The organism is Roseivivax sediminis (assembly GCF_900112685.1).
In the GTDB taxonomy this organism is placed as follows: domain Bacteria; phylum Pseudomonadota; class Alphaproteobacteria; order Rhodobacterales; family Rhodobacteraceae; genus Roseivivax; species Roseivivax sediminis.
The window spans coordinates 78533-97826 of sequence record NZ_FOMS01000010.1; the positions used below are offsets into that span (position 1 = coordinate 78533).

Consider the following 19294-nt stretch of genomic DNA (forward strand, 5'->3'; position numbering starts at 1 on the left):
GGCGCTGGCGCGGCGGCCTCCGGCCTTGATTCCGCGCCGGGGCACCGCTCCGGACGCAATCCGCAGCCCCTACCCCCGGATCGCCTCGATCATCCGGCTGACATTGTCCGGATCCGCGTCCGGCGTGATCCCGTGGCCGAGGTTGAAGATGTGCGGCCCCCCTCGGAAGGCCTCCACGATGCGCTTGGTCTCGCGCACCAGCGCCTCGCCGCCCTCGACCATGTGGTGCGGCGCGAGGTTGCCCTGCACGCAGCCTGACATCTGCACATGCTCCGCCGCCCACGCGGGATCCACGGAATTGTCGAGCGCCACGCAATCGGCCCCCGTCGCGGCGTGAAAGCCGATGTATTTCTCCCCCGCCTGCCGCGGGAAGGCGATGACCGGCACGCCCGGATGGCGCCGCTTCAGCGTCTCGGTGATGATCCGCGCGGGCTCCGTCGCGTAGCGGTCGAACTCCTCGCCCGTAAGCGATCCGGCCCAGCTGTCGAAGACCTTCACCACCTCGGCGCCGGCCTCGATCTGCTTCGACAGGTACTCGATCGTCCCCTCGGTGATCTTGCCCAGAAGCTGCTCGAACAGCGCCCGGTTCTCCGCCTTGAGCGCATGCGCCGGCCCCTGGTCGGGCGTGCCCTGCCCGGCGATCATATAGGTCGCCACGGTCCACGGCGCCCCGGCGAACCCGATCAGCGTGGTCTCGGCGGGCAGTTCCCGCGACAGGATCTTCACCGTCTCGTAGATCGGAGACAGCGTCTCGTCGATCGCGTGCACCGGCTTCAGCGCGGCGAAATCGTCCTCGGTCGTGATTGTCGACAGCCGCGGCCCCTCGCCCTTCACGAACCACAGATCCGCGCCCAGCGCCTGCGGCAGCAGCAGGATGTCGGCAAAGAGGATCGCGGCGTCGAAATCATAGCGCCGGAGCGGCTGCAGCGTCACCTCGGCGGCAAGCTCGGGGTTGTAGCACAGCGACAGAAAATCGCCCGCTTTCTCGCGCGTGGCGCGGTATTCCGGCAGGTAGCGCCCGGCCTGGCGCATCATCCAGACCGGGGGCACCGATTGCGCCTCTCCGGCCAGTGCGCGCAGGATGGTCTTGGTCATGTCGCCTCCTCGTCCGTGAACCCGCCATGGGTCCGACGCGCGGGGAGCGGTGTCAAGCATGCTTGCCAGTTCCGCGTGCGGCGCCTAAGCCTCGGGGCATGACGATCCAGATGCCCTCCCCCGACGCCCCGCTGAAACTCGGCACCCGCGGCTCGCCGCTCGCCCTCGCTCAGGCGAACGAGACGCGCGACCGGCTGGCGGACGCCTTCGACCTGCCGCACGAGGCGTTCGAGATCGTGGTCATCAAGACCACAGGCGACCGCGTCATCGACCGCCCGCTGAAAGAGATCGGCGGCAAGGGCCTCTTCACCCGCGAGATCGAGGCGGCCATGGTCTCGGGCGAGATCGACCTCGCCGTGCACTCGATGAAGGACATGCCGACGCTGCAGCCCGAGGGGCTGGTGCTCGACACCTACCTTCCGCGCGAAGATCCGCGCGATGCGTTCATCTCTCCTGAATTTTCCGCCGTCTCCGACCTGCCCGAGGGCGCGGTCGTCGGCACCTCGTCGCTGCGTCGCCGCGCGCAGGTGCAGCACCGCCGCCCCGACCTCGAGGTGGTGGAGTTCCGCGGCAACGTCCAGACCCGGCTGAAGAAGCTCGAGGACGGCGTCGCCCGCTGCACCTTCCTCGCCTGCGCCGGCCTCAACCGGCTCGCGATGTCGGACCTGCCGCAGACCCCTGTCGCGCCCGAGGACATGCTGCCCGCCATCGCGCAGGGCGCCATCGGCATCGAGCGGCGCGAGGACGACAGCCGGGCCGCCAACCTGCTCGCGGCGATCCACGATGCGAAAACCGCGCAGCGCCTCGCCGCCGAACGCGCCTTCCTCGCCGCGCTCGACGGCTCCTGCGAAACCCCGATCGCGGGCCTCGCGCTCCTCGACGGCAGCACTCTTTGGCTGCGCGGCGAAGTCCTGCGCCCCGACGGGTCCGAGGCCCATTCCGGCGAGCGAAGCGGCCCGGTAGAGGACGGCCCCGCCATGGGCCGCGACCTCGCCCGCGACCTGCTCGGCCGCGCCGGCCCCGACTTCTTCGACTGGATCGCGCCGGAAAAGGTCCGCGGCGGCGGCCTCTAGAGCCGTCCCTGACCTTCAGCGCGTCTTCCGGGCTTTCATCTGCCCGGAAATATCCCGGGGGAGTCGCCGCAGGCGACGGGGGCAGCGCCCCCTCGACCTCTCCACACGCACCGCCCAAAAAAGGGACGGCGGGCGGGGCGAGGGGCCGGAGGTCGGAGCGCCGGCCTAGCCGGCCCGCTTCACCCGCGCCTCGAGGTCGCGCGCGAAGTCCGCCGACCGTGCCTTGAGACGCTTCTCGATGCTTCCGCGCGCCAGCTTGAGCGACTGCACCAGGAGCCGCGCCGACAGCGTCCGGGGCTTCAGATCCACGTCCATGGCGATCCGCGTGCGGGTCCGCGACAAGGCCACGAAATCGACCGCGGTGTCGATCTCCAGCCCGCCCGACACGCTGTGGCATGCCATCCGGTGCGGCGGCGCATATTCGGTCATCTCGATCCGCGCCTCGCGCTGCCGGCCGCGATAGCGGAACGCGATCTGCCAGGTCATGCCCGGCCCGGTCGTCTCACCCGTATCGATGCGCGACACCTCCACGCCGCGGCGCATCGCCGCCCGCTCGATTGCCTCGATGTCGCTCATCTCCGCGAAGACGCGGTCGAGCGGACCTTCGATGTCTTCCCTGACCGAAAACTGCATGGTCGGTGCTGCCCCTGTCCCGGTGTCGCGGCCGCTCCGGGCCGCCTGTTGTCGCGGCGGCAAGCCTGTCGTCAATCCAGTCGGTCCGCAAGCCAGTTGCGCAGCAGGAACCGCGCGATCGCGCCCTCGCGGGCCGGCGCGATCAGCGGGTGGCGGCCGGCGAAGGCGGCGCTCAGGTCCTCGCGCGTCACCCACATCGCGTCCTCGATCTCAACCGGGTCGCGAATGATGTCCTCGCTCTCGGCGACGCCGTGCATCCCGATCATGAGGGAGGCCGGGAACGGCCAGGGCTGCGAGGCGAGGTAGCGCACCGCGCCGACACGCACCCCGACCTCCTCGAAGACCTCGCGGCGCACCGCCGCCTCCAGCGTCTCGCCCGGCTCCACGAAACCGGCAAGGCAGGAATACATGCCCTCGGGCCAGACCGGCGCGCGGCCCAGCAGCGCGCGGTTGCCGCGCGTGACCAGCATGATGACCACCGGGTCGGTGCGCGGGAAGTGGCGCGCGCCGCAGGAGGGGCAGAGCCGCTGCCAGCCGGCCTGCGCCGGTACGCTCTCGGCTCCGCAGCAGGCGCAGAACCGGTGGCTCGCGTGCCAGCCCATCAGCGCCCGCGCCGTCGCGGCCAGTTCCGCGTCGTGCGGGGTCAGCCGCGTCATCACCTGGCGCAATTCGGCGAAACACGCCTCCGGAATATCGGGATGCACCTGTTCGCTCAGGTCCACGAACCCGCCGATCGCGGCGGGGTCCACGCCCTCGGGCGCCCAGTTCGAGATGTCGACGGCGAAAAGCGGCGCGCCGTCCTCGCGCCCCAGCAGAATCCGCGGCGGCGCGGCACCGGCCACGACCGGATGGCTCAGCCGAAGCCGGGCAAGCCGGTCGCGCGCCGCCCCGGTGACAAGCGGCTTGCCGCGCCAGATCAGGACAGCGCTGGCCGCCGGATCGGCCTCGGCCGCCGCGACGGCCTGCGCATCCGGGCGAATCTCCGCCCCCCGGTCAAATCCGGATCCGCCGAAGGTGACGTCCTCCGCATGTCGCATCCCTGTCCCTCCCGCGTCCGTGCCGGGCAAGCTTTCTCACGCCCCGCGGGCAGAGGCAATTCGCCGCGACGCAGAGACGAATGACCTCGAAGCCCCCACAGCTTTTGATTGAAGCCGGGCCGGCGAGCGCTAAACTAGCTTTGGGGGCCAGGACCTTCTCGAACGTGGCGCGAGAGTATTTTGCAGACCGATCCCCGGACCATCGTCAAAAGGATGAAGCGCAGTCACTTGGACGAGGGCGGCACGGCGAAAGCGGCGCACCTGCACCTGCGGATCCTGGCGACATCCGATCTGCACATGCAGCTCTATCCGCACGATTACTTCACCGATCGCCCGGATGACGCGCGCGGCCTCGCCGCGCTCGCCCCGGCCATCGCCGCGGCACGGGACGAAGCGCCGAACTGCCTGCTTCTCGACAACGGCGATCTGATCCAGGGCAACCCGATGGGGGACCACGCGGCAATGGCCGCGGCGGTGCAGCCGCGGCGCAGACATCCGGCAATCGCTGCGATGAACGTCTTGGGCTACGATGCCGCCACCGTGGGCAACCACGAATTCAACTACGGACTCGGCTTTCTGGCGCGCACCTACGCCCAGGCGGAGTTTCCGGTGGTCTTGGCCAATCTGTATCATGCGCCCTCGCAGGGCGGCGACACCATCTTTCCGCCATTCGCGGTGATCGAGCGCACGGCCACGGACAGCCACGGCGACGAGGTGACGCTGCGCATCGGGATCACCGGCTTCGCCCCCACCGAAACGACGGTCTGGGACCGCGAGCGGCTGCGGGACCGGGTCACGGCCGAGAGCATCCCGCAGAGCGCCGCGCGGGTCCTGACGGCCATGCACCGCGAGGGCTGCGACCTGACCGTGGCGCTCTGCCATGCCGGTCTCGAAGCGGCGGAGCTTGCGAAAGAGAGTCACGGGGCGGCGCGCAGCCTGGCAGCCGCCGGCGGCTTCGACGTCGTCGTTGCCGGCCACACGCACCGCCCGTTCCCGCAGGAGGACAGCGACGAAGGGCGCATCGGCGACACCGTCGTCGTCGCCCCCGGCAGCCACGGCAGAGATCTCGGCCAGGTCGATCTGGTGCTGGCACGCCCCGCCCCGGATGCAGGCTGGCGTCCCGCGCGGGGCGCCAGCACGCGCCGCCCCGCCGGACCGCCGCCGGTCGGCCGCGGCACGCCCGGCCAGGCGGAATACGCGCGGGTGCTGAACTCCATCTTCGGCGACCACCAGGACACGCTGGCGCAGGTGCGCCGGCCGATCGGCCGCATCAGTGCCCCGGTAACCAGTCATTTCGCGCTGGCCGGCGATTACAGCGCGCCGGGCGTCATCGCCTGGGGGCTGCGCCGACACCTCGAAACCGCGCTGGACCCCGGAGCGCTGGCCGCGGCGCCCCTGCTGGTTTCGACCGCCGCCTATGCCGCGGGCGGGCGCGCCGGACCCGACGGCTATGTCGACATCCCGCCCGGCGATCTGCTGATGCGCCACGTGAACGAGATCTACCCGTTCCCGAACCGGGTGCTCGTCTACCGGGTGCGCACGCCGCTTCTGCGCGCGTGGCTGGAGCGCGCGGCCTCGGTGTTCCGGCAGGTGGAACCGGACAGGCGCGGGGCGGCGCTCCTGACGCACGACGTGCCGTCCTACGATTTCGACATGATCGACGGGCTCGAGTGGCAGATCGACCTGTCGCGCCCGGCCGCTTTCGATACCCTCGGACGGCCGGTACCGGGCGGCGGCGGGCGCGTGCGAGGGCTGTCCCATCGCGGCGGCCCGCTCGATCCGGACGCGGAGTTCCACTTCGCGGTGGGCTCCTTCCGCGCCGCCGGCAGCGGCGGCTTTCCCTCCGGCTGGGGAAGGGCACCTGTCCTCGCGCCCGAAGCCACGGTGCCGCAGATCCTGGCCGCCTCGATCGCCGAGGTCGGCGCGCTTAGAGTGGAGCGCCGCGCGCCATGGCATTTCTCTCCGATAGAGGGTGCGAGCGTCCTCTATCCTTCGGGACCAGGCGCGCTGCGCCACACCTGCCGGATGGAAGAACTCGGTCTCTCCCCGACAGCGACCGAGACAATGCGTGGCTTCACGCTCTTTCGCCGCGATCTCTGAATCCGCAGCGAATCCACTTGGGCCGGGTTGCGAATCCGCGTTGCGCCCCCTAATTACGGCCTTGAGAGGTTGGTGCGGGCAAGCGCCTCGCCAACCCGGTCAGGTCCGGAAGGAAGCAGCCGTAACGAGACCCGCTTGGGTCGTTTTCCAGCCTCTCACCTGCCGCGGCGCCATTGGGCGGCCGCGGTCCCTCCGGGACTTGAAGACCGCGGCCTCGCGCTCTGCCGACAGAGCCCAGCGCATCTGCGCCGCATCGGCAAGCGCTGCCGGCCGCAACGCGCGCAGACGGTCCTGCGCCTCGTCAGGCGCCTCGCCCGCTTCGATCATCAACCGCAGCGCCACCATGCCAGGCCGCCCGATTCCGACCCGTCCGTGCATGAGCACCCGGCCGCCGCCCCAGAGCGCGCGCCGCGCGCAGGTGGATATGTCCGGCCAGGCCTGCGCCGCGACGCCGTGCGGAACCTCGCCCTCCGCCACCGGCATGTGCGCCCAACGCGTCGCGCGTTCCTGCAACCTTGCGCCGATCCCCTTGGCGCCGGTCGAGGCCAGCTCCTCATCGGTGGCGACCGACACCACCAGGGCCGGCGTCCAGTTCAGTATGTGTTCGAAATCCTTGGCGTAGCCATCCTCGCTGCCCGGCAGCGGGGCCAGCGCCAGAATGCCGCCGCCCACCGGCAGCGCGTAGATCACGCTCATGGCAGCCTCGTGTCGTTACGGTCGGGGCGATGCCCCGCGGTCCCCATCCAGAACATCCTGCGTCGATCCTTCCCCCAAAGGACGTCAGGGCCGTATGCTAGCGCCCGTGACCGGCCTTCGTAAAATGGAATATGGAAGCAGCCTCGCCGCCGCCCAGCGACGGCCTAGATGCGGCGGATGTCCGCCAGCGATAACGATATCGCCGCCGCGCTCATGACGCTCGCCAAGGCGCGCGGCCCGGGCAAGAGCTTCTGCCCCTCCGAGGCCGCGCGCCGGCTCTCGGACGAGTGGCGCCCGTTGCTGCCTCACATCCGCCGCGTCGCGAAGGACCTGCCGCTGATCGCAACGCGGCGTGGCGCCCAGATCGACCCGGACACGGCGCACGGACCTATCCGCCTGTCGCTCGCCCCTCAGGGGCGGCGCGGATCGCGCGGATAGGTGCCGAGGATCTCCAGCATGTGGGTGAAGTAGTCCAGCTCCTCCAGCGCGCGCTGCACCGCCGGATCGTCCGGGTGCCCGTCGATGTCGGCATAGAACTGCGCCGCCTCGAAGGTGCCGTCGACGATGTAGCTTTCCAGCTTGGTCATGTTCACGCCGTTGGTCGCGAAGCCGCCGAGCGCCTTGTAGAGCGCCGCGGGGATGCTGCGCACCCGGAAGACGAAGCTGGTGAGCATCCCGTGGTCGCCGCGCCGCGTCATGTCGGGCGCCGGCGCCATCACCAGGAAGCGCGTGGTGTTGCTCTCGTGATCCTCGATGTGCCGGGCGAGCACGTCCAGCCCGTAGATGTCGGCCGCCAGCTCCGACGCCAGCGCGGCGTGCGCGGGATCGCCCCTCTCGGCCACCTCGCGGGCGGCGCGCGCGTTGTCGGGGCTGACCCGCCCGGTGATGCCGTGCCGGCGCAGGTAGGCGCCGCATTGCGGCAGCAGCACCAGATGCGAATGCGCCTCGCGTACGTCCGCCACTGTCGCGCCCTTCACTCCCAGAAGGTTGATGTGCACCCGCACGAAGGCCTCACCGACGATGTGCAGCCCCGAATGCGGCAGCAGGCGGTGGATGTCCGCCACCCGGCCGTAGGTCGAATTCTCCACCGGCAGCATCGCCAGCGCCGCCTCGCCCTCGCGCACCGCGGCGATTGCGTCCTCGAAGGTGCGGCAGGCCATCGGTTCGTGGTCCGGCCGTGCGGCGCGGCAGGCCTCATCGGAATAGGCGCCGGGTTCTCCCTGAAAGGCGATGCGGGGTCGGTCTGTCATGGCAGGATCGTCCGTGTCTTGGCGCGCGCTCGGGCCGCGTGCGCGAAAATGCCACCCGTCCGGGCGTTTGGTCGCGGCTACTACACCTTGCCACAACCGAAGGGAACCAATACTACACGGCGCGAACGGGACCTCGAGACGGATACGCAACCCATGTTTGACACGATGACGTTCACCAAGGTGGTAGGCGGCTTTTGCGGCACCTTCCTCGTCTTCCTGCTGGGCAAATGGGCGGCCGAAGGCATCTACCACGTGGGCATCGAGGCGCATGGGGACGAAGAGGTGCATGCCGCCTACGTGATCGACACCGGCTCCGAAGAGGGCGGCGGCGAGGAAGAGCAGACGGTCGACTTCGCCAGCCTCTGGGCCGAGGCCGACGCCGGCGCGGGTGAGCGCGTGTTCAACCAGTGCCGCGCCTGCCACCAGCTCGAAGAGGGCGCCAACGCGGTCGGCCCCTACCTTTACGGCGTCGTCGGCCGTGACATCGGTGCCGCCGAGGGCTTCAGCTATTCCGGCGCGCTCTCCGAGCAGGACGCCGACGTCTGGAACCCCGAGACGCTCTTTGCCTTCCTCGAGAACCCGTCGGGCTGGGCGCCGGGCACATCGATGAGCTATTCCGGCTTGTCGGATGGCGAGGACCGCGTGAACCTGATCGCCTATCTCAACGAACACGGCGGCAATGCCGAGGTCGGCGTGACCGAAGGCGGCTCCGACGAGGCAGCCGCCTCCGAAGAGGGCGGCGACACCGAAGAGGCCGCAGCCTCTGAAGGCAACGCCGAGGGCGGCGACACCGAACAGTCCGCAGAATCCGAAGGCGGCGCCGAGGGGGGCGAAGCAGAGCAAGCCGCGGACTCCGAGGGCAACGCCGAGGGTGGCGAAGCCGAGCAGGCCGCGGGCTCCGAGGGCGGCGAGACCGAACAGGCCGCGGGCTCCGAGGGCGGCGAAGGCTCGGCGATCCTTGCCAACGCCGATGCCGAAGCAGGCGAGCGCGTGTTCAACAAGTGCCGCGCCTGCCACAAGCTCGACGGCAGCGACGGCGTCGGCCCGCACCTCAACGGCGTTGTCGGTCGCGACGTGGGCGCGGCAGAGGGCTTCAACTACTCCGGCGCTCTGAAGGAAGCCGCCGATGTCTGGACGCCCGAAAACCTCGACGCCTTCCTCGAGAACCCGCGCGGCTTCGCTTCGGGCACGAAGATGAGCTTTGCCGGCCTGCGCTCCGAAGAGGAACGCGCAAACGTGATCGCGTACCTCAACAGCGTCGAATAACGCCGCACGCGGCTGAAAAGATCGGGGCCGCTGCCCGTCCGGGCGGCGGCCTTGCTGTATCCGGGGGCCGGGTCGGCGCCCCCACGCCAGATAACACAGACGCAACTTGATCGTGGCCGTGCCGGGCCTTTAGCTTTACGCGGACTACAGTGCACCAGGGCACATCGAAGCCGGAGGGGATCGGATGAACGTGACGCGAGGCCGCAGCATCGACAGGACTGACACCCGGCTATCGCCCCGCAGGGATGCCCCCCGCCGCCGGACCGCCGCTCGCGCCGAGGCATCGGGCGGCTCGAGCCTCCGGATCGCGCGCGCCGGGCTCACCGCGCTGGCCCTGATCTTCGCGCTTGCCGCCACGCAATTGCCCGCCCAGGAGGCGGACGGAACGGGCGCCACCGCGAACGGGGCCTCCGAGGAGGCCGCCCCCGCCGACGACACCTCGCCTGCCCGCGCCGCCGCCCCCGCCTCCGGCGAAGCGGCCGCCACCGAGGTCATCGAAGCCCACGGCTATTCCTATTTCGGCAACCTCAAGTATCCCGCCGATTTCGACGTGCTGAGCTACGTCAACCCCGACGCCCCCAAGGGCGGCGAGCTGGTGATCGCCACCACCGGCACTTTCGATTCGATGAACCCCTATGCCCGCCAGGGCCGCGCCTACATCTATTCGATCTACCCCTACGAAAGCCTCTTCGCGACGGCCTATGGCGGCGGCGAATCCGTGCCCGCCGACGACAACGAGGCGCTCTACGGCCTTCTCGCCGAGCGGGTGGAATACGATGAAGGCAAGACCTACGCGATCTTCCACATGCGCCCCGAGGCGCGGTTCTCCGACGGCACGCCGGTGACGGCCGAGGACGTGGTGTTCACCCACAACCTCTTTCTCGAACAGGGCCTGCCGTCGTTCTCCTCCGCCGTGAAGCAGCGCATCGAAAGCGCCGAGGTCATCGACGAGCACACCGTGCGCTTCGACTTCGTCGAGGGCATCTCGCGCCGCTCGCTCATCGACCAGGTCGGCGGCGGGCCGGTGTTCCAGAAGGCGTGGTTCGAGGAAACCGGAGCCCGGCTCGACGAAAGCCGCATGGAGACGCCGCCGGGCTCGGGCCCCTACATGATCGACGAGGTCGTCGCCAACCGCCGCATCGTTCTCAAGCGCAACCCGGATTACTGGGGCGCCGACCTGCCGATCAATCGCGGCCGGCACAATTACGACACCATCCGTATCGAGTTCTTCGCCGACACCACCGCCGCCTTCGAGGCGTTCAAGGCCGGCGAGGTCCATTATCGCGACGAGGCAAGCTCACGCCTCTGGGCCACCGGCTACGACTTCCCGGCCGTCGACCGCGGCGACGTGATCCGTGAAGAGATCCCCGACGGCACGCCCCCTACGCCTATCGGCTTCGTCTTCAACCTCGGCGTGGAGAAACTGCAGGACAAGCGCGTGCGCCAGGCCATCGCGTTGGCCTACAACTTCGAATGGACCAACGAGTCGCTGCAATACGGTCTCTACGACCAGCGCGCCTCTTTCGCGCAGGACACCGACATCATGGCCACCGGCGTGCCCGAGGGCAGAGAGCTGGAGATCCTGCAATCGCTCGGCGATCTGGTGCCCGAGGAGATGCTCACCGAACCCGCCGTGATGCCACACGAATCCGACGGCTCCCGCCTCACCGACCGCCGCAACCTGCGCCAGGCCGCGCGGCTCCTGGAAGAGGCCGGCTGGACCGTGGGCGACGACGGCGTCCGCCGCAACGAGGCAGGCGAACCGCTCACCCTCGCTATCCCGCTGCCCGGCAACGCCGACCCCACCGTGGAGGCGATGCACGAAACCTTCGCGGAAAACCTGTCGGCCATGGGCATCAGGCCGAGGGTGGAGAAGATGGATCCCTCGCAATACTCGCTGCGCACGCGCGAGCGAGATTACGACATGGTCTATGACAGCTACCGCGCGCTCACCGGCGCGGGCACGGGGCTCAACCAGATGTACGGCTCCGAGGCAGCGGAGTATTCGCTCTTCAATCCCGCCGGGCTGGCCAGTCCGCTGATCGACGCGCTCATCGACGTCGCGCTCGACAGTGAAAGCCAGGAAGAGGAAGATGCCGCGATGACCGCGCTCGACCGCGCCCTGCGCTTCGAGTTCTTCCAGATCCCGATGCATTATTCCGCCGTCCACCGCGTCGCCTACTACCGGCACATGAAGCATCCCGACGACATGCCGCCCTACGCCATCGGCGTCAGCGACTTCTGGTGGATCGACCAGGACGAGGCCCAAGCGATGCGCGAAAACGGCGTGCTGAGGTAACCGCCCCACATGGCTTCCTATATCCTGCGGCGTCTGCTGCTGATCATCCCGACGCTGCTGGGCATTCTCGTGGTCAACTTCGTGCTGACCCAGTTCGTGCCCGGCGGCCCGATCGAACAGACCCTCGCCAACATCCAGGGCCGCGGCGACGTCTTCGGCGGCTTCTCCGGCGGCCAGGGCGCCGACGTCGCAAGCCAGGAGTTGCTCGGCTCCGGCGACAGCCAGTATCCCGGCGCGCAGGGCTTGCCGCCCGAATTCATCGAACAGCTCGAGCGCGAGTTCGGCTTCGACAAGCCTCCGCTCGAACGCTTCCTGAACATGGTTTGGGACTATGCCCGTTTCGATTTCGGAGAGAGCTATTTCCGCTCGATCTCCGTCACCGACCTGGTGCTGGAAAAGATGCCGGTGTCCATCTCTCTCGGCCTGTGGACGACGCTCATTGCCTACCTGGTGTCCGTACCTCTCGGAATTACCAAGGCGGTGCGCGACGGGTCGAGCTTCGACACGTACACATCGGCACTCATCATCGTCGCCTACGCGATCCCCAGCTTCCTCTTCGCGATCGTGCTGCTGGTGGTCTTCGCCGGCGGGTCCTACTTCCAGATCTTCCCGCTCAGGGGGCTGACCTCGGACAATTTCGAATCCCTGTCCTTTGGCGCCAAGATCCTCGACTACGCTTGGCACATCACCCTGCCGGTGGCGGCGATGACGATCTCGGCCTTCGCGACGCTGACTCTGCTGACCAAGAACTCGTTCCTCGACGAGATCAAGAAGCAGTACGTCATCACCGCCCGCGCGAAGGGTCTGGGCGAGCGGCAAGTGCTTTACGGTCATGTCTTCCGCAACGCGATGCTGATCATCATCGCCGGCTTCCCCGGCGTCTTCATCGGCGTGTTCTTCACCGGCTCCATCATCATCGAGACGATCTTCTCGCTCGACGGTCTCGGCCGGCTCGGCTTCGAGGCGACCTTGCAGCGCGACTACCCGGTGATTTTCGGCACGCTCTTCCTCTTCGGACTGATCGGCCTGCTGGTGAACATCCTGTCCGACCTCTGTTACGTCCTCGTCGATCCGCGCATCGACTTCGAGAAGCGGGAGGGCTGAGCCGATGTCCGCCGATCCCCGCCCCACCGAAACCGCCGCGCCGGCCTCCGTTCTCGGGGCACCGCCACCGCAGAAGACGGGCCGCTGCGCCCTCTCGCCGCTCAACAAGCGGCGCTGGCGCAACTTCAAGCGCAACAAGCGCGCCTACTGGTCGCTGTGGATCTTCCTGGTGCTGTTCGTGCTGTCGCTCTTCGCGGAGTTTCTGGCCAACGACCGGCCGATCCTGGTGAACTACCGCGGCGAATACCGCATGCCGATCTTCAGCTTCTACGCGGAGACCGATTTCGGCGGCGACTTCCGCACCGAGGCCGCCTACCGCGACCCCGAGGTGCAGTGCCTGATCGAGACCGGCGGGCTGGTCGACTGCTTCGACGCGCCATCCGAGATGATCGAGGCCGCGCGGGAGGGCAGCATCGACGATCCCGACTTCGAGAAGGGATGGACCCTCTGGCCGCCGATCCCCTACAGCTACGACACCCCCGTCGACCGGCCCGGAGCCGCGCCGCTGCCGCCGAACGAGCAGAACTGGCTGGGCACCGACGGCACCAAGCGCGACGTGCTGGCGCGGGTGATCTACGGCTTCCGCCTGTCGATCCTGTTCACGCTGCTGGTGACGGGCCTGTCGTCGTTTATCGGCATCATCGCCGGGGCGGTGCAGGGCTTCTTCGGGGGCCTCACCGATCTCATCTTCCAGCGCATCATAGAGATCTGGGCGGCGACGCCGCAGATCTACATCATCATCATCCTCTTCGCGATCCTCGGGCGGGGATTCTGGCTTCTGGTGTTCCTCATGGTGCTGTTCGGATGGATCACGCTCGTCGGCGTGGTGCGGGCGGAATTCCTGCGCGCGCGCAACCTCGAATACGTGCGGGCGGCGCGGGCGCTCGGCGTGTCGAACTGGAAGATCATGTTCCGGCACATGCTGCCGAACGCGATGGTGGCAACGCTGACCATGCTGCCGTTCATCGTCACCGGCACGATCGCGACGCTGGCGGGGCTCGACTTCCTCGGCTTCGGACTGCCCTCCTCGGCGCCGTCGCTGGGCGAGTTGACGCGCCAGGCCAAGCAGAACCTGCAGGCGCCCTGGCTCGCCTTCACCGCCTTCGCGGTCTTCGCGCTGATGCTGTCGCTCCTGGTCTTCATCTTCGAAGGCATCCGCGACGCGTTCGATCCGCGGAAGACGTTCACATGACGGGCGGTCTCCTGCGCTTCCACTGGGCCGCCTGCGCCGGGCAGCGCCTGCCTGGGCGGGCGCTCAGACGTGGCCGGGAAGATTTCGATCCGGTCGCCTGCGGCCTGACGGTACCACTTATTGAACGTTTGAAAGCGCCTGCCGGGGCGCAGGCAGGCGCTGCCCGGCGCAGGCGCCGGGCGGGACGGCTTCGGATTTCGCGCCTTGCATCAACCTCACGCCCCTACCCCTCCGACGCACGACCCGCACAGATCAAGGCCCGCGCATGACCCGCATCCTCGACGTCAAGGACCTCTCCGTCACCTTCACCCAGGACGGGATGGAGACGCAGGCGGTGCGCGGCGTGTCGTTCCACATCGAACGCGGCGAAACCGTCGCGCTCGTGGGCGAATCCGGCTCCGGCAAGTCCGTCACCGCGCTTTCGACGGTGCAGCTCCTTGGCCCTGCGGCCCGCGTCGCGGGCTCTGTCACCTATGACGGGCAAGAAATGGTGGGCGCCTCGGACAGGCTCCTCCGGAAGGTCCGCGGCAACGACATCTCGTTCATCTTCCAGGAGCCGATGACGTCGCTCAACCCCCTGCACACGCTGGAAAAGCAGCTCTCCGAAAGCCTTGCGCTGCACCAGGGCCTGCAGGGCGAGGCGGCCCGCGCGCGCATCCTCGATCTGATGACCCGCGTCGGCATCCGGGAACCCGAATCGCGCCTCAACGCCTATCCCCACCAGCTTTCGGGCGGACAGCGGCAGCGCGTGATGATCGCCATGGCGCTCGCCAACGGGCCCGACCTGCTGATCGCGGACGAGCCGACAACCGCGCTCGACGTCACGATCCAGGCGCAGATCCTCGACCTTCTCGGCCGTATCCAGCGCGACGAGGGGATGAGCCTTCTGTTCATCACCCACGACCTCGGTATCGTGCGCCGCATCGCCGACCGCGTCTGCGTGATGAAGGACGGCGAGATCGTCGAGGCCGGCGTGACGAAGGAGATCTTCGCCAACCCGCAGCATCCCTACACACAGATGCTTCTGTCGGCCGAATCCACCGGCACGCCCGAGCCGGTGAAGACCGGCGCGGAAGAAATCGCGCGCACCGACAACCTCAAGATCTGGTTCCCGATCACGCAGGGCCTCCTGCGCCGCACCGTCGGCTACGTGAAGGCCGTCAACGACGCGACCATGTCCGTGCGCGCCGGAGAGACCGTGGGCATCGTCGGCGAATCGGGCTCCGGCAAGACCACGCTGGCGCTCGCCATCATGCGGCTGATTCAGTCAGAGGGCGGCATCACCTATCGGGGCGAGGACGTGAAGGGCTGGAACACCAAGCGTCTGCGCCGCCTGCGCTCCGAGATGCAGATCGTCTTCCAGGACCCCTACGGCTCGCTCAGCCCGCGCATGACCTGTGAGCAGATCATTGCCGAGGGACTGGGCGTCCATGGCTCCCCGGACGGGCGCCCACATCGCGAGCTGGTGACCGAGGTGATGCGCGAGGTCGGGCTCGACCCCGCCACCATGTACCGCTACCCGCACGAGTTTTCCGGCGGCCAGCGCCAGCGCATCGCCATCGCCCGCGCCATGGTCCTGCGCCCGCGGCTCGTCGTCCTCGACGAGCCGACCTCGGCACTCGACATGACGGTGCAGGTGCAGATCGTGAACCTTCTGCGCGAGCTTCAGCGGCGCCACGACCTCGCCTATCTCTTCATCAGCCACGACCTGAAGGTGGTGCGCGCGATGAGCCACAAGGTCATCGTCATGCAGAACGGCGACGTGGTGGAAGCCGGCGCGACCGAGGACATCTTCGACCGCCCGCAGACCGAATACACCCGCACCCTGATCGCGGCCGCCTTCGACCCGGTGGGCTGACACCGCCCAAACGAAAAAACGGCCCCCGCGAAGGGGGCCGCAGTGTCGGCCGGCGGACCGTCAGGGATCGGGCGCCGGCGCGTTCGAAACTCAGCGGGCGGCGCGGTAGCGCGGCGCGGTCGGCGTGCGGCCCGCATCCCACGGCGACAGCCGGAAAAGCCAGCGCATCCGCTCCGCCGCGCGCAGCATCGCTTCGGTCTGTTTCAGGATCGGGTCGATCATAGCCGTCTCTCCTTTCTGCGTGCGAAGGGAATCTTGTCTTCCAGCGTGACCGGCCGGCGCAGTCGCTCCCGGCGCGCTTCCTCGAGAGCGCCGAGCCTGCGACCGAGGCCCAGCCACGTGGCAGTCAGACGATGGCGTGTCATTTTTCACCTCCTGCGCGGCGCGCCGCGCGCGGTTTGGCGGTCCCGAGGCGGCGTTCCCACGTCTTCACCTCGGACTGGCTTCCGGTGGCGGTCAGGAAGCTGTTTGCAAGAATCTGTAACATTGTGGGTTCCTTTCGGGCTGCGCTGATGACCTCAATGTTGTTTACATGGAGGCGGAATGCGAATCAGGAATTCTAGAAGGATGTAAGGCAAGCTTACCGATGCCGTTCTCCCGCCTGCCCCCGCTCTCGGCGCTGCGCGCCTTTTCGGCCTTTGCGGAAACCGGGTCGGTCACGCGCGCCGGCGCGATCCTCAACGTCAGCCACGCGGCTGTGTCGCAGCAATTGCGCAACCTGGAGACCCATCTCGGGGTCAAACTGCTTGACCGTAGCGGCAATCGACTGGCGCTGACGCCCGAGGGCAGCCAGCTTGCCGACACGCTGATCGCCGCCTTCGGCCGCATCGCGCAGACGGTGGACGCGCTGACCGGGGCGGATGCCGACCGGCCGCTGCACGTGTCGACCTCGCCCTCCTTCGCGTCGAACTGGCTGATGCCGCGGCTTGCGGGCTTTCGCACCGCACACCCCGAGATCGACATCATGATCGACCCCACGCCCCGCCTGAACGATCCCGAACCGGGCGGCATCGACGTGGCGATCCGGTACGGGGAAGCCGGCTGGCCGGGGCTCGAGTCCGAGCCGCTGATGTCCTCCCCGATCTGGATCGTCGCGGCGCCGGAACTGATAGGCGACCTGAAACCCGAGCGCCCCGAGGACCTCCTCGGCTTTCCCTGGCTGCAGGAGCTCGGCACCACAGAGGCATCGAACTGGTTCGCCCAGCACGGCATCACCAAGCGCCTCGCGAAGGGGATCATCCACGTGCCCGGCAACCTCATGCTCGACGGCGCGCGCAACGGGCAAGGCATCGTGGTGACATCGCAGGTCGCGGTCGAACGCGACGTGGACGCCGGTCGCCTCCGGCTGCTTTTCGAGGAACGCGCCGGAGGGGGCTACCACATCGTCACGGCGCCGGGCGCGGTGCGCCCGCAACTGCGCGCCTTCGTCACCTGGCTCCGGCGCGAAGCGGCCCGCGACCGGCGCTGAGGCCGGCCTGCCGGGCCTGTTCCTCCGCGCCCCGGCCGGCTAGAAGGACCCGCGATGGAGTTCCGCAGCCATATGGACACCGCGCTGAGCGAAGCCCGCGCGTCCGCTTCGCGTGGCGAAGTGCCGGTCGGCGCCGTCGTCGTCGCGCCGGACGGGCGCGTGGTCGCCGCCGCCGGCAACCGAACGCGCGAGATGGCCGACCCCACCGCCCATGCCGAGATCCTCGCCCTGCGCGCGGCCTGCATCGCCGCGGGCTCGGAACGGCTGCCGGGCCATTCGCTCTATGTCACGCTGGAGCCATGCCCGATGTGCGCGGCGGCGATCTCTTTCGCGCGCATCGCGCGGCTCTACTACGGTGCGGCGGACCCGAAATCCGGCGGTGTGGCGCAGGGCCCACGGATCTTCTCGCACCCGCAATGCCACCACGTGCCCGACATCTACGACGGCCTCTCCGCCGCCCCGGCCGAAGCGCTGCTGCGCGCCTTCTTCGCGAAGCGCCGCCCGTGACTGTTCTGCTGTTCAACAAGCCCTACGGGGTGCTCTCGCAATTCACCGACCGTGGCAACGAAGGATCGCCGCGCCCGACGCTCTCGGCCTTCGTCGATATCCCCGGCGTCTATCCCGCGGGCCGGCTCGACCGCGACAGCGAGGGTCTGTTGATCCTCACCGACGACGGCAAGCTGCAGGCCCGGATTGCCAGCCCGAAATTCAAGCGCGCCAAGCGCTACCTCGCCCAGGTCGAGGGCACGCCCGAGGAGGCCCAGCTCGCGGCGCTCCGCGCCGGCGTGACTCTGAAGGACGGTCCCACCCGGCCCGCCCGCGCGCGCCGCATCGACCCGCCCGGGATTTGGGACCGCAACCCGCCCGTGCGCTACCGCAAGACGGTGCCGGATGCATGGATCGAAATCGAACTGACCGAGGGGCGCAACCGCCAGGTCCGCCGCATGTGCGCGCATGTCGGCCTGCCCTGTCTGCGGCTCGTGCGCTGGTCCGTGGCCGACTGGACACTGGACGGCCTTGCCCCCGGCGCCTGGCGCAAGCTGTGATGACCCGAAAAGGGGGCTGTCCGCCCCCTCTTGGCCTTCGGCCAATTCACCCCCGAGGATATTTATGGGCAGATGAAAGCCCGGGGAGGACACGGCCCGCAGCACATGCCACGGGCCGTAGGATGAACCCGAGCGGGCTTCACCTGCCGCGGTCATCGGCGTCCCCGCCTGTACCGCGCTGTCAGCGTGGCCAATTAACCTTAATAATGGGTTTCATCTGTCCAAAAAATATCCCGGGGTGAATTGGCCGAAGGCCAAGAGGGGCAGCGCCCCTCCCGCTTCAGATCCACTTCGCGAGCGGCGGCAGCGACATCAGCACCGCGTTCGCGTCGTGCCCGGTCTCCAGACCGAACTTGGTGCCGCGGTCGTAGACGAGGTTGTACTCGGCATAGAGCCCGCGATGCACGAGTTGCACGTCGCGGTCAGCAATGGTCCAGTCCTGCAAACGCCGCGCCTCGACCAGCGGCAGGTAGGCCGGAAGGAAAGCCTCACCGATGTCGCGCGTGAGCGCGAAGTCGGCATCCCAGTCGCCGCTGCACAGATCGTCCATGAAGATGCCGCCCACCCCGCGCGCTCGGTTCCGGTGCGGGATATAGAAGTACTCGTCCGCCCAGGCCTTGAGGCGCGGGTAATGCTCCGTCCCGTGCGGGTCCAGATGCGCTTTCTGCGTGGCGTGGAAATGCTCGGTATCCGCCGGATATTCCAGGCAGGGATTGAGGTCAGACCCGCCGCCGAACCACCAGGCATGCGGCGTCCAGAACATCCGGGTGTTCATGTGGACGGCCGGCACGTGCGGGTTCTGCATGTGCGCGACCAGGGAGATCCCCGAGGCCCAGAAGCGCGGATCCTCCGACATGCCGGGAATCCCCTTGCGCGCCGCCATCGCCGTCTGCGCCCGCTCCCCAAGCGTGCCGTAGACCTCGGAGACGTTCACCCCGACCTTCTCGAACACCCGGCCGTCGCGCATCACGCTCATCAGCCCGCCGCCCGCGTCGGAGCCGTCATCCGATCGCCGCTGCGTCTTCGTCACCTCGAAACGCCCGGGCGCCGCCGCCGCGCCCGACCCCTCGGAATGCGCGTCCTCGATCACCTCGAAGGCGGCGACGATCCGGTCGCGCAATTCGTGGAACCAGGCGCTCGCGCGCGCCTTCTCGGCCTGCATCTCGTCGCTCATCCG

18 protein-coding genes and 1 other RNA gene are annotated in these 19294 nt (G+C 68.6%); 12 read left to right on the forward strand and 7 right to left on the reverse strand.

Annotated elements, in window-relative coordinates:
- Positions 1 to 69 precede the first annotated feature (69 nt).
- Positions 70 to 1095 carry a uroporphyrinogen decarboxylase gene (gene hemE / locus F3H57_RS15650; protein ID WP_149756866.1) on the reverse strand — a complete coding sequence of 342 codons (1026 nt, stop codon included), beginning with the start codon at positions 1093 to 1095 and terminating at the stop codon, positions 70 to 72.
- Between the two features lie 98 nt (positions 1096 to 1193).
- On the opposite strand from hemE, the gene hemC reads away from it, so the two are divergent.
- The gene (gene hemC, locus F3H57_RS15655; RefSeq protein WP_149756867.1) at positions 1194 to 2168 is read left to right on the forward strand and encodes a hydroxymethylbilane synthase; all 975 of its coding nucleotides are present in this window, start codon (positions 1194 to 1196) and stop codon (positions 2166 to 2168) included.
- A 165-nt stretch (positions 2169 to 2333) separates the two neighbouring features.
- Here hemC and F3H57_RS15660 read toward each other — a convergent pair whose 3' ends face one another.
- Both F3H57_RS15660 and nudC read right to left on the reverse strand, forming a co-directional pair.
- Entirely contained in the window at positions 2334 to 2801 is a 468-nt protein-coding gene (locus F3H57_RS15660; RefSeq protein ID WP_149756868.1) for an SRPBCC family protein, read from the reverse strand.
- Between the two features lie 71 nt (positions 2802 to 2872).
- On the reverse strand, positions 2873 to 3838 hold the full coding sequence (nudC, locus tag F3H57_RS15665; protein ID WP_149756869.1) for an NAD(+) diphosphatase: 966 nt from the start codon (positions 3836 to 3838) through the stop codon (positions 2873 to 2875).
- A gap of 180 nt (positions 3839 to 4018) precedes the next feature.
- Here nudC and F3H57_RS15670 point away from each other — a divergent pair, with 180 nt between their 5' ends.
- From F3H57_RS15670 to F3H57_RS15685, 3 genes are all read left to right on the forward strand, one after another.
- Positions 4019 to 5938 carry a metallophosphoesterase gene (locus tag F3H57_RS15670; RefSeq protein WP_188129711.1) on the forward strand — a complete coding sequence of 640 codons (1920 nt, stop codon included), beginning with the start codon at positions 4019 to 4021 and terminating at the stop codon, positions 5936 to 5938.
- Positions 5939 to 6001: 63 nt separating this feature from the next.
- Positions 6002 to 6098: signal recognition particle sRNA small type (ffs, locus tag F3H57_RS15675), an RNA gene on the forward strand.
- A 713-nt stretch (positions 6099 to 6811) separates the two neighbouring features.
- A complete protein-coding gene (locus tag F3H57_RS15685) occupies positions 6812 to 7072 on the forward strand; it encodes a DUF3253 domain-containing protein (protein WP_149756871.1) in 261 nt (86 codons plus the stop codon).
- Here the strand turns inward: F3H57_RS15685 and F3H57_RS15690 are convergent.
- On the reverse strand, positions 7045 to 7884 hold the full coding sequence (locus F3H57_RS15690; RefSeq protein WP_149756872.1) for a prephenate dehydratase: 840 nt from the start codon (positions 7882 to 7884) through the stop codon (positions 7045 to 7047). The genes F3H57_RS15685 and F3H57_RS15690 overlap by 28 nt on opposite strands.
- 153 nt (positions 7885 to 8037) lie before the next feature.
- Between F3H57_RS15690 and F3H57_RS22890 the strand changes: the two genes are divergently transcribed.
- The 5 genes from F3H57_RS22890 to F3H57_RS15715 all read left to right on the forward strand — a co-directional run bounded on the left by F3H57_RS22890 (position 8038) and on the right by F3H57_RS15715 (position 15603).
- Positions 8038 to 9150 carry a c-type cytochrome gene (locus tag F3H57_RS22890; RefSeq protein WP_149756873.1) on the forward strand — a complete coding sequence of 371 codons (1113 nt, stop codon included), beginning with the start codon at positions 8038 to 8040 and terminating at the stop codon, positions 9148 to 9150.
- 184 nt (positions 9151 to 9334) lie between these two features.
- Positions 9335 to 11449: an extracellular solute-binding protein gene (locus F3H57_RS15700; protein WP_149756874.1), complete on the forward strand. Its 2115-nt coding sequence runs from the start codon at positions 9335 to 9337 to the stop codon at positions 11447 to 11449.
- A gap of 9 nt (positions 11450 to 11458) precedes the next feature.
- The gene (locus F3H57_RS15705) at positions 11459 to 12553 is read left to right on the forward strand and encodes a microcin C ABC transporter permease YejB (RefSeq protein WP_149756875.1); all 1095 of its coding nucleotides are present in this window, start codon (positions 11459 to 11461) and stop codon (positions 12551 to 12553) included.
- Positions 12554 to 12557: 4 nt separating this feature from the next.
- Positions 12558 to 13745, forward strand: a complete 1188-nt coding sequence (locus F3H57_RS15710) for an ABC transporter permease (protein ID WP_149756876.1) — start codon at positions 12558 to 12560, stop codon at positions 13743 to 13745.
- A 265-nt stretch (positions 13746 to 14010) separates the two neighbouring features.
- Positions 14011 to 15603, forward strand: coding sequence for an ABC transporter ATP-binding protein (locus tag F3H57_RS15715; RefSeq protein WP_149756877.1), 1593 nt, complete (start codon positions 14011 to 14013; stop codon positions 15601 to 15603).
- Positions 15604 to 15693: 90 nt separating this feature from the next.
- Here the strand turns inward: F3H57_RS15715 and F3H57_RS22820 are convergent, their stop codons facing one another.
- Together F3H57_RS22820 and F3H57_RS22825 are read right to left on the reverse strand one after the other, a co-directional pair.
- The gene (locus tag F3H57_RS22820; protein WP_262504520.1) at positions 15694 to 15825 is read right to left on the reverse strand and encodes a hypothetical protein; all 132 of its coding nucleotides are present in this window, start codon (positions 15823 to 15825) and stop codon (positions 15694 to 15696) included.
- A 139-nt stretch (positions 15826 to 15964) separates the two neighbouring features.
- Positions 15965 to 16090 (reverse strand): hypothetical protein, encoded by a 126-nt coding sequence (locus F3H57_RS22825; protein ID WP_262504521.1) that lies wholly within the window; start codon positions 16088 to 16090, stop codon positions 15965 to 15967.
- Between the two features lie 99 nt (positions 16091 to 16189).
- Between F3H57_RS22825 and F3H57_RS15720 the strand changes: the two genes are divergently transcribed.
- Genes F3H57_RS15720 through F3H57_RS15730 form a run of 3 tightly spaced genes read left to right on the forward strand, consistent with a single transcriptional unit; the run spans position 16190 to position 18117 of the window.
- On the forward strand, positions 16190 to 17071 hold the full coding sequence (locus F3H57_RS15720) for a LysR family transcriptional regulator (protein ID WP_149756878.1): 882 nt from the start codon (positions 16190 to 16192) through the stop codon (positions 17069 to 17071).
- Positions 17072 to 17125: 54 nt separating this feature from the next.
- Entirely contained in the window at positions 17126 to 17578 is a 453-nt protein-coding gene (locus F3H57_RS15725; protein WP_149756879.1) for a nucleoside deaminase, read from the forward strand.
- Positions 17575 to 18117: a pseudouridine synthase gene (locus tag F3H57_RS15730; protein WP_223163103.1), complete on the forward strand. Its 543-nt coding sequence runs from the start codon at positions 17575 to 17577 to the stop codon at positions 18115 to 18117. The genes F3H57_RS15725 and F3H57_RS15730 overlap by 4 nt, the downstream gene beginning before the upstream one ends.
- Positions 18118 to 18397: 280 nt before the next feature.
- Here the strand turns inward: F3H57_RS15730 and hemF are convergent, their stop codons facing one another.
- Positions 18398 to 19291, reverse strand: coding sequence for an oxygen-dependent coproporphyrinogen oxidase (gene hemF / locus F3H57_RS15735; protein WP_149756881.1), 894 nt, complete (start codon positions 19289 to 19291; stop codon positions 18398 to 18400).
- Positions 19292 to 19294: the final 3 nt, after the last annotated feature.